Below are 15,473 nucleotides of genomic sequence, written 5' to 3' on the forward strand. Positions count from 1 at the left end.
AGCCACTCTGGGTCTTGCTTGGCAATAACCCGGTTCGCAAGCAACTCCGCTACCCTCCGATCAAGGCCGGAATTGCGCCTATTTCTCACTGCTGCGTTCTATGGCACCCACGATCGAACAGTTCTGAATTCCACCACGCCCCGGACACGCCGCTATCAGCTCGTCCAGATTGTTCCTCAACCGTACAAGCCCGTCGATCCGTTCCTGAATTTCGTCCCGCTTTTTGCGCGCTCTGGCCTGCATCGCGACGCACTCGGTATTTGGTACCGTGCGCAACTCCAGAATTTCCGCGATTTCTGCCAGCGAAAATCCGAGCTTCTTAGCGCCGGATATGAATTTCAGCCGCCAAAGCGTGTCACCACCATAGTCCCGCGCGCCGCCGTCAATTGGGCGCGGCGGCTGAGTGACAAGGCCCTTCCTTTCATAAAATCGGATCGTCTCGACGCCTATCCCGGTCTCGCGCGCGGCCTGGCCGATCTTAAGTGGTTGCATCGCGGTCTCCCTCCTTCACCGGCATCTTGACACCGTATCATGATACGGAGGTTAAAACATTGGGGTCTTGGTGCTTGCGAGGATGTCATATGCGGATCTTCCTGAAACGGTGGCTGCTGCCGATATTCGGCTCCGCCCTGGCGCTCTATCTGGTGTTTGCGCTCTACGGCAGCCTCGATTTTGCGCTGTTTCTGCAGGGCCTGCGCGGAGCCAACATGTTCTGGATCGCGATTCTTGCCGCCACCATCCTGCTGGAGCAGCTGATGAGCGGCTGGAAGTGGCGGCAGATCCTGTTCGACGTGAAACCGGTCGGCACCCTGCGGCTGACGGGGGCGCTACTGGCAGGTTATGGCGCAAATGTCCTTGTCCCGCTCGGCATCAGCCCGCTGGTCCGGGCCTGGCTGGTTGCTCGGCTCGACCGCTTGAAGATGGCGACCGTGCTTGCAACCGCGATCATCGCCCGGTTCCTCGACGGCGTCGTTTTCGCCCTTTTTGCCGGAGCGGTGGCCGCCGCCGGCCAGATTCCACAGATCGAGGGTGACCTGCGGCTGGGATTGAGCGTTGCGGGCCTGTTGAACCTGATGCTTTTCGGCAGCCTGCTTTGGGTTCTGTTCCGGTTCCGCGCGTCACTTCTGAGCGAAGACCCTCTGGTCTGCCGACTCTTCGACTGGGCTGCCGCCCGCATCGGGGCCGATGGCGCGTATCTGCGCACCGCGCTCGGTGAAGGGATTGTCTGGCCACAGGCACGGGCCCGCCGCATCGCCGCCATTGCCGCAGCCATTGCGGGTAAGCTGGTGGCGACAACCCATTTCCTGTGGGCCGGGCTGGCGGTTGGCGTGGTGCTGAGCGCGTGGGATTACCTGTTCCTGATGGTGTTTGCCGGGTTCGCCATGGTTCTGGGTCGTTTCGTGCGCATCCCGGCGAGCTTTGTCTTTGGGGCGGGGTTCGCGCTCAAGGTGCTTGGCGTTCCGGACGAAACCGCCCTTCTGATGATCCTGTTCAACTATGTGCTGACGATCCTTCTGGTGGTCGGGATCGGCCTGACGGTGTTGTGGCAGAGCGGCATCGACATCCGCCGCGCCCGGGCGGAGGCAGAGGCGGCGAATGGCAAGGCGTAATCCCGAAGACACGAGATTTTGGCGGATCGCCGGTGCTGGTGCGGTGTTTCAGGGCGGGTCGGCGGCGGTGGACAGCGCGACGGTAGTGGCCAGTCTGGTGCATATGCTGACCGGTAGCGCGCTGGCCGTGGGCTATGCCAGCACGGTCCTGCGTCTTGGCTGGCTGCTGCCCCAGTTCGCGGTGGGCTACCTCGCCGAGCGCACCGATCGGCGGATGCCGTTCTACGCCCTTGGTGCCTATGGGCGGGCGATCACGGTCGCGATGATTGGTATTCTTCTGTGGTGGGGGGCCGACTGGCCTCAGGTCGATTGGCCTCCGGTTCCGCTGGCGCTCGGGATGCTGGGATTGTGGACGGTCTATGCCTTTGCCAGCGGCGTGGTCGCGGTGCCCTACAACGACATCGTCGGCCGGGCGATCCCGTCCGAGCGCCGCAGCCGGATGTTGGCCTGGCGCTTTTTCGGCGGCGGTGTTCTGGCGGTTCTGGTGGCGGGCGTTCTGCGACTCGCGCTCGACGTGATGCCGCCGCTCAGGGCCTATGCGCTGATATTCTGGCTCGGCGCGGTGCTGATGATCGTCTCTGCGACGCTTTTTGTCTCCGCGGGTGAGGCCGCTACCGCTGCAAGGGCGCCACGGGACCGTCCTGCCAATCTGCCTGGATTTCTGCGCGAAGGTTTCTCGACGCTGCGGCAGGACCGCCGGTTCCGGCTGTTCCTGATCTTCCAATGGCTTGGTGCAGCGACGCTGATGGCGTTGCCGTTCTATGTCGTTGCCGCCAGCCGCAGCGGCCTCGGGGCGGCGGATGTCGGAACGCTGTTGGCGGCGCAGACTGTCGGCGCGCTGGCCTCGAATCCGCTCTGGGGCCACATCGGAGACCAGGCGGGCAAATTGCGCCTGCTGGGGATAGTGGCACTGGTGCGTCTCGGACCTCCGGTGCTGGTTTTGCTGCTTGTGGTCACGGGTTCGGGGCTGACCAGTTTCGCGGTGCTGTTCTTCCTGATCGGCGCGATGATGAACGGCGTGACCATCGGCTATCTCGGCTACTTGCTGGAGATCTCGCCCGACGACCGCCGCCCGGCCTATTCCGCGTGGTTCAACAGCTTTGCGGCCCCGGCGGCGCTGGCGCCGCTTGTGGGCGGTGTGGTGGTCAGCATGATCGCCATCGAAGCCGTGTTCATCGCTGCGATCCTGGCCGCGCTGGGACAGGTCGCGATCGCCGCGCGGCTTACACGGGGTTGAAATAGCACCTTGTTCAGGACCAAAGCGTTTCCTCTCAACCCGCAATTCAGATGCGATCCTGTCAAAAGGCAAGATGGCATGTCTAAACATGGGCGAAGCAGAAACCTTGAGCGCAGCGATTAGAATTGTTCCGTTCAGAACATGACGGCGAGGTCTCTTCTCGAAAACTCCAGAAAGCGGGGTACATGTCGAATTCCGCCACATAGCATCGCGGCGCTGATCGAGGGATATTCGAGGACTGACAAACGAACCTGGTGAGGCACGCGCCTCTGAACAAAGTTCACCGCGCCGTCACCCAATTTTGACCCGTGTGTCGGTGACGAACTCGTAAGGGGGCAGATCGAGGTTGCGGGGCGCGGGGCCTTTCCGAATTCTACCAGACGTGTCGTAATGTGAACCGTGACACGGACAGAACCAACCGTCCCAGTCTCCGGTGGGTTCGCTGCCGCCCTGCCCGAGTGGTATGCATCCCAGATGGGTGCAAACGCCAATAACTACCAGCCATTCCGGTCGCTGTACGCGCTCGGCGTCAGGTTGCGGGTCGATCATTGGTGCATCGTCTTCTGCTATCGCCAGCGCGATCCGCTCTTTAGTCCGGTGGTCTATAAAGATCGGCTTGCCTTTCCATTTAACAGTGATCCTCGTTCCTGGTCCGACACCTTCAAGATCTATGTCGACAACGGCTTGGGCGGAGATGTCTGCACTGGGGTTCATGCTGTTAACAAGTGGCCAGACCGCCGTGCCCGTGGCCACGATGGCGGCACCGCCGGTGACGAAGTATAAGAAATCGCGCCGAGTTTCAGGCTCTGAAGGTGCCTGTCTTTCAGAAAATTCAGACATATTGTTCCTCCTGTGCGTCAGGACGGGTTCATCGAATGATAGGACTCGGACGAGGTGGATCAGTCGCCTTGGTCCTCTTCTTCACCGCGATGCCCCATTCCCTATTCATCAGAGTGATCTTCGTCGGTGTCACCGTGCAATGCCTTTACAGGCAGTGCACCGGCCGTCAGGTGCAGTTCAATTGCTGCTCTCCGAATTGGATTTGCTAACATGGCAATTTCCCTTCCTTATTGGGTTACAAATTTGTTCTGATCAGTTGGCCGTTGCTGCTCCTTGTTGCGCAGTGTTCTTGCCGCAAAGCCTCCAGCCATACAGGGCGCCGTTCTCAGTGTTTGCCGTGGCCGCGATGCATTAAGAAATGCATGCCCACGCAGACCAGCAAGAACAGCAACGGAGAACTGAGCAAAGGATAGAGTGTCTCGCGGTATTCCCAGCCCAGAACAGCGGCGCCCAACGCGATCGCAATGACAACCGGGAGCCAATTACGCTTGGCACCGTTGGCCGTCTGATCTTCGGTTTTGGGCGCTTCGGCCGTTACGTCATAGCTGACCCTTTCGGTCGTCTCCTGTGTGGCGCGGGTTTCGTCGAAATTTGATTGGGTCATAGCTGATTTGCCTCCTTTTCGATGATCCATTGTTTGAGAAAGATGCGCTCATAGACGAAGACCAAGCCGATGCCAGCAACGGCATATACTACGATCATCGGGTCGGAGCGCAGCTTGAGTATTGTGAACGCGGTCAGGACTACGCAGTCCAGCGCCAGGGCGGTTAACAAGACCCATCCACGGGCTTTGATCTGACCGCGCAAGCGTCGCCAGACACCCCAATGCACCGCCATGTCCATCACCAGGTAAAAGAACGCCCCCAACGAGGCGATGCGAGACAGGTCGAACAACACCGCAAGCAGGCCCGCAATCACGACCGTGTAGATCAGCGTGTGAGACTGGATGCTGCCCGTCATGCCGAAATGGCTGTGCGGGATCATTTTCATGTCGGTCAGCATCGCCAGCATCCGGGACACAGCAAAAACGCTGGCGATCAGCCCCGAGGCCGTCGCCACCATCGCCAGCGCCACGGTCAGGTAGAACCCGCCCTGCCCCAGCACCGGCCTGGCAGCCTCGGCCAGGGCATAGTCCTGCGCCGCGCGGATTTGCTCGGGCGGCAGGCTGACACCGACGGCAAGGGCGACCAGCAGGTAGACCACCGCGCAGATCGCGATCGAGATCATGATGGTGCGCCCGACATTGCGGTGCGGGTCGAGGATCTCGGCCCCGCTGTTGGTGATGGTGGTAAAGCCCTTGAAGGCGAGGATCGACAGGGCTACCGAGGCGACGAACCCCAGCGGCGCGGCCGGTTCCGAGCCCTGAACCTGCCAGGTTCCGCCCGCAGCCCAAAGTGCGGCGATGCCGAATATTGCGATCCCGCCGATCTTGAGCGCCGACATGATGATCGACCACAACCCCACGGACCGGTTGCCCGACCGGTTCACCGCATAGGCAAAGACGATCAGCGCAACCGCGACCAAAGGCACCAGCGGTCCGCTCTCGATGTTGAACGGGCGGAGCGCATAGCTCGCGAATGTACGCGCGACGAGGCTTTCGTTGATCACCATCGACAGCGCCATCAGCAGCGAGGCCGCCGCCGCAACCGCCCCGGGCCCGTAGGCCTTGGTCAGGATCATGGCGATGCCGCCCGATGAGGGCCAGGCGTTGGACATGGCGATATAGGTATAAGCGCTGAAACCCGTCACCACGGCCCCGACCACGAAGGACAGCGGAAACCACGGCCCCGCCAGCCCGGCGATCTGTCCGGTCAGTGCAAATATCCCCGCGCCGATCATAACGCCGGTACCCATGGCGACGGCCCCGGTCAGCGAGATTGATCCGGGCTTCAGCGCGCCACTGGCGCCGTGCGTACTATGCTCGTGCGTGCTCAAATCTTCGCCCCCCGCAATCGCAGCGCATTTAACACCACTGAAATCGACGAAGCGCTCATGGCGAAGGCGGCGAACATCGGGCTGATCAGGATGCCGAAAAGCGGGAACAGAAGACCCGCCGCCACCGGAACGCCCGAGGCGTTGTAGATCAGGGCAAAGAATAGATTCTGCCGGATATTGCGCATGGTAGCGCGGGCCAGCCTTCGGGCGCGCACGATGCCATCGAGGCTACCGTTGACCAGCGTGAAGCCTGCACTTTCGATCGCCACGTCGGCGCCGGTGCCCATGGCGATGCCCACATCGGACTGCGCTAACGCGGGTGCGTCGTTCACTCCGTCACCCGCCATGGCGACCTTTGCGCCTTTCTCCTGCAGTTCGCGAATTATGCGGGCCTTGTCCTCAGGTAGAACGTCGGCTCGAATCTCATCGATACCCAGACGTTCGGCCACCGCCTTTGCAGTGCGTTCGTTGTCGCCAGTCGCCATGATAATTCGGAAACCCAACTCGTGCAGTGCTTTCAGTGCTGCAGGCGTGGTTTCCTTGACCGGGTCTGCGACGCTGACCAACCCTGCCACTGAACCATCAAGCATCACGAACATTACCGTTTCGCCGTCATCCCGGCGCGCATCGGCCTTGGCCGTCAGATCGGTCGCCTCGAGTCCGAGATCGGTGACCAGTTTCAGGTTGCCGAGCGCGACGGGGCGGCCATCCACCGTGCCTTTCACGCCTTTACCAGTCACCGCCTCGAAGTCACTGGCGTCGGACAGGGCCACGCCACGTTCCTCGGCACCTGTGACGATTGCCTCAGCTAACGGGTGCTCCGAGCCCTTCTCCAGCGTCGCAGCCAGCCGCAGCACCTCGGCCTCGTCATGGCCGGGTTCAGGTAACACAGCCACCAGCTGCGGCTTGCCCATGGTCAGAGTGCCAGTTTTGTCGACGATCAAGGTATCGACCTTCTCGAACCGTTCCAGAGCTTCGGCGTTTTTGATCAAAACTCCGGCTTGTGCACCTCTCCCCGTGGCCGTCATGATCGACATCGGAGTGGCCAAGCCAAGCGCGCACGGGCAAGCTATGATCAGTACCGACACCGCTGCGATCAAGGCGTAGGAGAGTGCCGGAGCCGGTCCCCAAACCGCCCATGCAATGAAGGCCAATACAGCGATGCCAATGACCGCTGGCACGAACCATCCGGCAACTTTGTCGGCGTATTTCTGGATCGGTGCGCGCGAGCGTTGCGCGTTGGCCACCATTTCGACAATCTGGGACAGCATTGTGTCAGAGCCCACTCGGGTTGCTTCGATTACAAGACTACCGGTGCCGTTGATTGTGGCCCCTGTGACCGGCTCGCCTTGTACCTTTTCGACCGGAACCGGTTCGCCAGAGATCATGCTTTCGTCAACAGATGAGCGCCCTTCGAGTACAATGCCGTCTACTGGCACCTTGTCGCCGGGGCGTACGCGAAGGCGGTCACCTACCTGTACTTCTTCAAGCGGAATTTCCTCTTCACTGCTGTCAGGGCGGATAATGCGGGCGGTCTTTGCGGCCATGTCCAGCAAAGCGCGGATTGCCTTTCCTGTGCCTTCGCGTGCCCGCAGTTCCATCACCTGCCCGAGCAGAACAAGTGTAACGATAACTGCGGCAGCCTCGAAATAGACCCCAACATGGCCTTCTGAATCTCGAAAACCGTCCGGAAATATGTGGGGCATCAATACGGCGACAACGCTGAACAGCCACGCGGCCGAAACCCCCATGGCAATCAACGAGAACATGTTCAGGTTCATGGTGCGAAACGAATTCCACCCTCGTTCCAGAAATGGCCAACCGCACCAAAGAACGACCGGAGTGCCAAGTATCAGTTCAATCCATAGGGTTGTTCGCTCACCAAAAATCTCTCGCACACCAGACAGCCCAACGTAGGGGCCCATCGTGAAAACCAAAAGCGGCAGCGTCAGAACCGCACCTACCCACAGGCGCCGGGTGAAATCCACCAGTTCCGGGTTCGGCCCCTCGTCCACCATCGCCGCGCTTTCCAGCTCCAACCCCATGCCGCAGAGTGGGCAGGACCCAGGATGGGTTTGCCGCACCTGCGGATGCATCGGGCAGGTATATACGGGTCCGTCATAGCCTGTCGGAACGATGTCATATTCACCGTTGTCGTCCGTCGCGCCATGATGCGCGGAATGATGGTGATGCGCATGCGCATCCACCTCGCCCTCGGGCACAAGGTGCATCCCGCATTTGGGACAGTCGCCGGGCCCAGATTGACGCACGTCAGAATGCATGGGGCAGACGTAAGCGATCTCGGTCGGACCGTTCGCGTGGATTCTGATGTCGTGGTCTTCTGTCATGTTCTGCTCCCTGGTTTAAGCTTTGGTCGTAGAGCCGTTTAATTACACAATGCCGGGCACAGTCCTTCAGGGCAGAACAACCATCTGGTGGCCCTCACCCAGTATCGGCACTTCGGTAATAGCCGTCAGGCTGACTTGATCGACGATCCAGACCTTCGGTTCGGTTCGGCTTGATACCATCACTTTGCCTGAGTTCGGTATGGTCGTCAGGTGATAGGGTGCCGGTGACAGGTTGGTCGAGCGCTGTTTGCCCGTAGCAAGATCAATCGACAACAACCGGTCGGTGCCTTTGGCGGCCACGAACAGTACGGCCTCGCGGTCGGACAGGCCGATCCCGTGCAACTCGCCTCCTATGTCATAGGTTTCGGTGACAGAACCGCTGGCAAGATCTACGCGGAAGGCCTTGCCACCATCACTGTCGGCTACGAAGGCGGCGCTGCCGGTGGCGTTAAGTACAAGATGCTCAGGGCCTTCGCCGACGGGGATGTTGCGTACGACGAAGCCTTTGACGACATCCACTTCGCTAAGTGTACCGTTGCTGGTATTGGTGACATAGACCCTGTCGCCGTCAGGCGCGAATACCGCATAGTTGGGCATTGGCCCGGTTGCTACGAAACCAAGGAAGCTGAGCTTATCGAGATCGACGATCGAAATACCGTCACCGCCCGGATGGGTCGCCACCGCGAACTGCCCATCGGGCGAGACCGCAGTGTGATGCACCGCACCTGGAACCTCGATCTGGCGGACGACCTCGCGTGTTTCCGCATTAAGGATCGTCAGCAGGCTCCGCCCCTTGTCTTTGGGCAACACGGTGACATCGCGCTTGGCGTGGTGCGCGGCGTGTTCGTCCTGGGACATACCTTCGGGTTTTGGTGGCGTTGTGGCCTCGGTTTCTGCGTAGCTGCCCGCGACCAAGTACTTAACGCCGGGCGCGCCGGCCAGCCCATGGACCGCCACGAGCCTCGGCAGCCGCTCGACGGTCTTGCCGGTTTCGGAGTCGATCACCAGAACCGAGTCCGCGCTGCCTTCGGGAATGAACACGGTTGCCGCAAGCGTGAGTGAAGGCGCGGTCAAAGCTACTACAGACAGGCCAGCGGCCAGATTGAACAGGGTCATTTAGGTTTCCTTTCGTCAACTGAAACGCGCACCTTGGCGGGCACGTGCAGAAAAATCCGGTAGATGACGGCCATCAGGAAGGGCGTCAAAAGCAGGGTCAGAGCGATGGCCTTCATGGCTTTGTCCATTCAATCAGTTGAGTTTTGTGCGAGCCGCAAAGACATTGAACAGTCCGCCGAACAGCAACGCGGCGTACCAGCCGTAGAGAAACGCCCATAACAGTCCCAACAGGAATGAGGGCAGGCTGAGCCAAGTCATTCCGGGCATCAGGCCGATCCAAGCCCGGTACATGGCAAAACTTGGAAAGATCAGGTCAAAGGCCACGCACAGCAGGTAGGTTGCGGCCAGAAACAGGCTGAGCGCCCAGCCAAGGGTTGTCACCGGAACAACGGGATGATGTTCTTGTGTCCCCATCACACAGGGACCACAGGTCAGGCGCAACAGTGCGAATAGCACCACGCCCGTGACGAAAAAGTACAGAATGGTAAGCATGGTAAGTGTCCTGAACTGAGTTGGGCCGCAATCAACGGCTTGGGCAAGACCCCGGAGCGATTCCGGGGCCATTGCCGGTCACGTTCAGGACAGGTTTGGCGGATGTGGTAGTGGTGCGACCGGCAGGCTTGCGCGTGGCCGGAACCGTTCTGGCGCTACGAGCGTAGCAATACGCATCGAGAGCAATTCAGGTGCCGCCATAACTGCCATCGCATAACAGCCCGGGTGCACTGAGCAGTCTAATTCTTCTGATGGATGAGACGCGGGATACCCACCGCTGTCATCGATAACGAGCTCGGCCTGGGTGGCGGCCTTCGCGATGTCATGCCCGGCATGGGACGGCACAACAGAAATCAGCATCGAAACCACCAACGCACAGATCAACAGGACCTGCAGCCGGCCCATGGCTCGACCCGTCCGTGTCGCAGTTGATATCCATTGTGCGCGGATCACTTAGGGTTTCCTCCATTCTCCAACAGTTTAGGACCGCTTGGATCGGTCGCATTGATCTGGCTCAATTCGTGGTCTGAAGAGCCAACGGGCATCTTGCGTTTCCAAGCCAACCAAATAAGTGGCGCCCCCGTCAACAGCCCAAGCCCGATAACCGCAAGGCTGGTGCCGCCCGTCGCGGTTTCGGTAATCTGGCTGCCCAGATGGGCCAAAACGAAACTGGCCGGCAAGATTCCAGCCAAGGTGGCCAGTGCGAACCGCCAAAATTGAAGTCGGGTCAGACCAGCGGCATAGCTGACCATGTCGAAAGAAACGAAAGGCATCAGGCGGCTGGTGAACACGGTCAACATCAGGGCATTCTGCGATCCAAGCAACCCCATGTCCAGCTTGTCGCCGAACCACCGGCGCAGCGCGTCGCGCCCCAACCAACGGGCTATCAGGAACGCCAGCAGCGCCCCCAACTCCGCCCCGATAGCAACCAATGCGGTTCCCGGCCCATGCCCATATGCCACCCCGGCGGCGACAGCGATCGGAGCGCTGGGGATTGGGCTGGCAACCACTGCGGCTGTCATGAAGCCGATGATGACAATGGGTCCGAACGGGCCGGCCCAATCCACCCACGCAGTAATGACTTCGCGCGATAGTCCTGCGTCCAACGCGCCAGACAGCCACAACCAGATGGTGGCGATCAGCAACGCGATCAAAACCGCGATGAAAACCAAACGGCTATTGCTGTGCAGGCCTTCCAGCTTTCGTTCCTCCTATGACATAGCCCTCCACCCCTATACGGGAGTGACGGATTCCGAGGTCACTTAGCGATGTATTTGACCAGTGCCACGATCGCCAGAACGATCAACACTGCAATCAGCAACATCCAAATCATGCCAAACCCCATTCCAGCGCCATACCCCATCATCGCTTTGTTCCTCAGTGGTTTGTGGCCGAGTGCGATGACCCGGCTACACGGTTGCGTTTCAGTTGTTGGTTTCAGAAGACTTTGTCACAGGTTTCGAGGACTTCATGCCGTGTTTCGGCGACATCGTCTTCGCGCCTTTCTCGATTTCCCCTGTGGTCACCGCGCCATCGCCATTGGCATCCAGATGCTGAAATCGGTCCACCATAGTTTCGCGGATCATTCCGGAATGCAGCGCTTCGAACTCATCAATCGACAGGTTGCCATCTCCATTAACGTCATGCGCCTGCATCCGGGCCTTCAGACCTTCGGCGATCTCAGATTCGCTCGGGCGACCGTCCTCGTCCATGTCCAGAACCTCCATGTCCAGAACCGCCAGCCAGTTGCCGCCCATCATACCCTTACCATGCATACCACCCATCATCTGACCATGCATTTTCATCATCACTTGCATCATGCCTGCGTGATCGCCCATCATACCGCCGGGCGCACCCTGCATCATGCCGCCCTGATGGCCCTGCATCTGCGCGCTGCTGCCATGCTGACCGGCGGCAAGCGCGGGCAGCGCCATCAAAGTCGCGGCAATGGCTCCGGCGGCCAGCGTGAAGGTAACTTTCATGACTTTCACCTCTCGGGTTTTTGTTTCTACACAAAGCATATGGCCGCCCTCGGCCGCGCCACCACCCTCCTACTCAACCCGGTTTGTATCGTTGTGTCGCAGCCGGCCCAACTGATACAAAGGGTTACAAAAAAGCCGGGATTTGTACCGCGCCGAGGCCTATGATCGCGCCATGACCGAAGCACCACATATCTTGATTGTCGACGACCACCGCGAAATCCGTGATGCTGTCAGCCGTTATCTGGAAAAGAATGGGTTGCGCGCCAGTACCGCGCGCGACGCAACCGAGATGGACGCGCGACTGGCGGCCGGTCGGATTGACCTTATCGTACTCGATATCATGATGCCGGGCGAAAACGGATTGTCGGTCTGCCGCCGCCTGTCCGCGGCCGGTGGCCCGCCGATCCTGATGCTGACAGCCCTCAGCGATGACACCGACCGTATCGTGGGTTTAGAGATCGGCGCCGATGACTACCTGCCCAAACCATTTAACCCACGTGAATTGCTGGCCCGGATCAAGGCGATCCTGCGGCGTTCCGAAACCACCGCCCCTCCGGCTGGCGATCTGAGCGGCAAACGGATCGCCTTTGGGAGCTGGGTTCTGGATGCCGACAGTCGCACCTTGATATCCGCCGAAGGGGCCGAAGAAAGTCTGACCACCGCCGATGTCCGGCTGCTGGCCGTATTCCTGCAGCGGCCCCGCAAACTCCTGTCGCGAGACGAACTGCTGGACTTGACCGCCGGCCGCAGCCCGCACTTGTTCGACCGTACGATCGACAACCAGGTCAGCCGCTTGCGTCGCAAGATCGAAGCTGACCCAACGCGCCCGAAGCTCATCACCACGGTAAGGGGCGGCGGTTATTGCCTGTCGACCGACGTGCGCGAGCTTACGGAATGAAAGGCTTTGCCCAAAGTCTGCGCGGTCAGCTTATCCTTTTGATCATCGCCGCGCTGACTGCCGCGCAACTGGTCAGCCTGTGGCTGTTCGTCGACGAACGCTCAATGGCAGTTCATATGGCCCTTGGCCTGGAAACCGCCGGACGCGCCGCAAACATCGCGCGGCTGATTGAAGAAGCTCCACCCGAGATGCACGACGCGATCCTGCGGGCAGCAAGCTCTCCACTGGTGCGTTTCAGCCTTACAGATACGCCCGCGGTCGATCACACAGGACATAGCGCTGGTGGGACGGTCGAAAACACAATCCGCAGAATTCTGCCAGGCTATGAAAACCGTCCCATCAGGGTAGAGTTACATGAGTTCTCTCCCGATATGCTGCCGGTCGAAGGTGTTCCGTCTACAATGGCTGAAATGCACATTGCAATGATGCGTGATCACGTTTCCGCAATTGAGATGCAGCTGTCGATCGCTCTGACGACCGATCAATGGCTCAACGTGGATACCCGGTTCCATAACCCTCCTCTGCAATGGCCTTTGCAGTCCTTCGTCAGCTTTGGTTTAACTGCAACTTTAATTCTTGGAGCAGCCATTTGGTTTCTACTGACACGGCTGACCGGCCCGTTGCGCCGCCTGTCACTGGCTGCAGACCAGTTTGGTCGCGGTGAAGACGTCCAGGAACTGACGGTTTCTGGTCCGACCGAGGTGCGAGATTTGACACAGGCGTTCAACCATATGCGTGACAGGCTGACTCGCTATGTTGCCGATCGGACCAGGCTATTGGGGGCGCTGGGTCACGATTTGCGGTCGCCACTGACGGGATTGCGGGTTCGCGCCGAACTGGTGGAGGAAGAGGAGACCCGTGACCATCTGATCGAGACCATCGAGGAAATGCAGGAGATGGTGAACTCTACCCTGTCATTTGCCAAGGGCGTGGCCACGCACGAACCTTCCAGTACCGTTCGAATTGGTGAATTCGTAACCAAAACGACCGAAGACATTGTGCAAGCCGGTAACACGGTTGAAGTATCGGTAGCAGACAATCCGGCCGTCACGCTTCGGCCGATGCTGATGAAGCGAGCTCTACGCAATATCATTGAAAACGCCTGCCGGTATGGTGCCCGGGCCAACGTCTCGGTCATGCAAGAGGGGAATGAGGCAAAAATATTGATCCAGGATCAGGGGCCCGGCATCCCCGAGCATATGCTCGATGCGGTATTCGACCCATTCGTGCGGCTTGAAACATCCCGCTCGCGAGAGACTGGCGGAACCGGCTTGGGGCTGTCGATCGCACGTACGATCATCCAGTCGCACGGTGGCACGATAGAATTGCTAAACGGGGAAACTGGCGGCTTGTGCGCTAAGGTGGTTCTGCCAGTTTTTGAGGGCCAAACGTAACTTGTGAACACAATCGGCACGTTCTGAAAGCTTATTGGAAGCGCACCGCTTTGGGCCAGTATCAGGTGTGGGCTCAAACGCAGCGGCGGAGAACACTGAACTGGAAAGACTGACTTTCCCCCCAAGGGGTTTGGTGCAGGTGATGGCGATGCGCGACGAGTTCAAAGTGGTCTTCGAAAAGCACGGCGATATCGCTCGGACTATAGCGGGCGACCGGGAGACCACTGCAAGTCTCCGGCCCATCAAGTGCAAACGTAGCAATGATCACATGGCCGCCAATTTTTACCCCTCTCTTCACGCTTTCCAGATAGGCCGCGCGTTGCGACGTATCCACGAGAAAGTGAAAAACCGCCCTATCATGCCAGACGTCATATCTGCGATCGGGGACCCAGGAAGTTATATCTGCGGAAATCCAAGTGACTGTTTCAGCGGCGCGCCCCAACCTTTCCCGGGCCGTGTCCAACGCGACCTGCGATAGATCGAGAACTGTCACGTCATGGAGCCCCTTCGCAAGCAACGCTCCAGCAAGACGAGATGTACCTCCACCAATGTCGATGACGGATGAAGGCTTAGACACTCTGATCAACTCGATGAGTTCAAGCGATATCTCTGGATCATCCTCGTGCCAACTCAATTGGGTGTCAAACTTCTCGCCATAGACATCGTCCCAGTGCTCTCTTGTGTTAGCCGTCATGTCGTATCGTTTTCCCAAGTCATCGCCCTGGAGATATCCTCATTTTGACCGCTCCGCGCTGCGTTTTCGACTGGAGCAAAAACCAACAAGGCAACGCTTCAGACAATTCGATGCTGGTTCGTTGAATGGCCGCATGAAGTCAGCTCGGCGACATTGTAGTACACACATTCCAATAGTGAAATGTTTTAGGTGGGATTTGCTTGTCGGTCAGATTTCCACTGGGCTGCGCAAGTAGCTCCAGAATTTTGCGCAGTTTAACTGCAGTGGCGCGGGCCGGAGACACCGAAGCGTTGGCAGTTTGTGTACTGCTTGCCTGGATTGCTCTGTTCAATCAGTATAGCCGGAAGATTTTCTGAGCTTTGGGGCTTCAATCAGTCAACGAATTGATTAAAGCGCCTTTAACCGACAATGGACTGATAACTTTTGAGCAGAGCCACAGATCGTTGAAATACGATTTGGTTCTTGAGTGGCTCCTACTCCATTTCTCTTAGTTCATAGAATTTCCTACAGTCCTTGAAACGGCGAACAATCACATCATTGGTGAATAGCTGCCGCATCAACAGACTCAGTTTTTCATGATCGCGCCGATCGCATACATACCACCATCGCTTTTGACCAACATCAGTGTGACTTCGTCACCGGCGCTAATCTCACCCATCATCTGGGCATTTTCAAGAAGCTGCAAATCCATCGTCATCGCGGGCCACCCGATCTCGGGGATCGGATCATGGCTGACGTTAGCGGTTTCGTCGCCAATTGAGTTCACCAAAGCTTTTGCGTGAACCGCCCCTTCCATCTGTTCGGAAGACATGGACATGTTGGAATGGTCCATGCCCTGGTTCGTTTGCGCGATGCTGGTTGTCGTAGACACGGCCAAAAGGGCCACAATAGCAGTCAAAGTTTTCATCAGATGCTCCTGTTTCAAGG

Annotated in this window: 15 protein-coding genes; 4 read left to right on the plus strand and 11 right to left on the minus strand. The window is 58.9% G+C overall.

Translation table 11 applies throughout. The features are described from left to right. Positions 1 to 78: 78 nt before the first annotated feature. Complete coding sequence (locus ACR0L1_RS20720; protein ID WP_170634687.1) at positions 79 to 492, minus strand: heavy metal-responsive transcriptional regulator; 414 nt, start codon at positions 490 to 492, stop codon at positions 79 to 81. An 89-nt stretch (positions 493 to 581) separates the two neighbouring features. On the opposite strand from ACR0L1_RS20720, the gene ACR0L1_RS20725 reads away from it, so the two are divergent. Together ACR0L1_RS20725 and ACR0L1_RS20730 are read left to right on the plus strand one after the other, a co-directional pair. After that, complete coding sequence (locus tag ACR0L1_RS20725; RefSeq protein ID WP_170634689.1) at positions 582 to 1,610, plus strand: lysylphosphatidylglycerol synthase domain-containing protein; 1,029 nt, start codon at positions 582 to 584, stop codon at positions 1,608 to 1,610. Continuing rightward, positions 1,597 to 2,847: an MFS transporter gene (locus ACR0L1_RS20730; RefSeq protein ID WP_170634691.1), complete on the plus strand. Its 1,251-nt coding sequence runs from the start codon at positions 1,597 to 1,599 to the stop codon at positions 2,845 to 2,847. The genes ACR0L1_RS20725 and ACR0L1_RS20730 overlap by 14 nt, the downstream gene beginning before the upstream one ends. A 291-nt stretch (positions 2,848 to 3,138) precedes the next feature. On the opposite strand, the gene petA is transcribed toward ACR0L1_RS20730, so the two are convergent. From petA to ACR0L1_RS20770, 8 genes are all read right to left on the minus strand, one after another. Beyond that, positions 3,139 to 3,687, minus strand: coding sequence for a ubiquinol-cytochrome c reductase iron-sulfur subunit (gene petA, locus ACR0L1_RS20735; RefSeq protein ID WP_170634693.1), 549 nt, complete (start codon positions 3,685 to 3,687; stop codon positions 3,139 to 3,141). A 325-nt stretch (positions 3,688 to 4,012) separates the two neighbouring features. Further along, a complete protein-coding gene (locus ACR0L1_RS20740; protein WP_170634695.1) occupies positions 4,013 to 4,291 on the minus strand; it encodes a DUF2933 domain-containing protein in 279 nt (92 codons plus the stop codon). Beyond that, entirely contained in the window at positions 4,288 to 5,622 is a 1,335-nt protein-coding gene (locus ACR0L1_RS20745) for an APC family permease (protein WP_475198682.1), read from the minus strand. Before ACR0L1_RS20745 ends, ACR0L1_RS20740 begins: the two co-directional genes overlap by 4 nt. Further along, positions 5,619 to 7,904 carry a copper-transporting P-type ATPase gene (locus tag ACR0L1_RS20750; RefSeq protein ID WP_170634748.1) on the minus strand — a complete coding sequence of 762 codons (2,286 nt, stop codon included), beginning with the start codon at positions 7,902 to 7,904 and terminating at the stop codon, positions 5,619 to 5,621. Before ACR0L1_RS20750 ends, ACR0L1_RS20745 begins: the two co-directional genes overlap by 4 nt. A 132-nt stretch (positions 7,905 to 8,036) precedes the next feature. Beyond that, the gene (locus ACR0L1_RS20755; protein WP_170634697.1) at positions 8,037 to 9,086 is read right to left on the minus strand and encodes a YncE family protein; all 1,050 of its coding nucleotides are present in this window, start codon (positions 9,084 to 9,086) and stop codon (positions 8,037 to 8,039) included. Between the two features lie 132 nt (positions 9,087 to 9,218). Beyond that, positions 9,219 to 9,578: a hypothetical protein gene (locus tag ACR0L1_RS20760; protein ID WP_170634699.1), complete on the minus strand. Its 360-nt coding sequence runs from the start codon at positions 9,576 to 9,578 to the stop codon at positions 9,219 to 9,221. A gap of 449 nt (positions 9,579 to 10,027) precedes the next feature. After that, the gene (locus ACR0L1_RS20765; RefSeq protein WP_371811950.1) at positions 10,028 to 10,750 is read right to left on the minus strand and encodes a TVP38/TMEM64 family protein; all 723 of its coding nucleotides are present in this window, start codon (positions 10,748 to 10,750) and stop codon (positions 10,028 to 10,030) included. Between the two features lie 252 nt (positions 10,751 to 11,002). Next, on the minus strand, positions 11,003 to 11,560 hold the full coding sequence (locus ACR0L1_RS20770) for an EF-hand domain-containing protein (protein ID WP_247748071.1): 558 nt from the start codon (positions 11,558 to 11,560) through the stop codon (positions 11,003 to 11,005). A gap of 172 nt (positions 11,561 to 11,732) precedes the next feature. Between ACR0L1_RS20770 and ACR0L1_RS20775 the strand changes: the two genes are divergently transcribed. After that, entirely contained in the window at positions 11,733 to 12,458 is a 726-nt protein-coding gene (locus tag ACR0L1_RS20775) for a response regulator (protein ID WP_170634701.1), read from the plus strand. Then, positions 12,455 to 13,852 carry an ATP-binding protein gene (locus ACR0L1_RS20780; RefSeq protein ID WP_170634703.1) on the plus strand — a complete coding sequence of 466 codons (1,398 nt, stop codon included), beginning with the start codon at positions 12,455 to 12,457 and terminating at the stop codon, positions 13,850 to 13,852. Before ACR0L1_RS20775 ends, ACR0L1_RS20780 begins: the two co-directional genes overlap by 4 nt. Positions 13,853 to 13,925: 73 nt before the next feature. Here the strand turns inward: ACR0L1_RS20780 and ACR0L1_RS20785 are convergent, their stop codons facing one another. Then, on the minus strand, positions 13,926 to 14,546 hold the full coding sequence (locus ACR0L1_RS20785; RefSeq protein WP_170634705.1) for a class I SAM-dependent methyltransferase: 621 nt from the start codon (positions 14,544 to 14,546) through the stop codon (positions 13,926 to 13,928). A 565-nt stretch (positions 14,547 to 15,111) separates the two neighbouring features. Then, a complete protein-coding gene (locus ACR0L1_RS20790; protein ID WP_209251489.1) occupies positions 15,112 to 15,453 on the minus strand; it encodes a copper-binding protein in 342 nt (113 codons plus the stop codon). Positions 15,454 to 15,473 lie beyond the last annotated feature (20 nt).

It is taken from the genome of Ruegeria sp. J8, assembly GCF_056531925.1.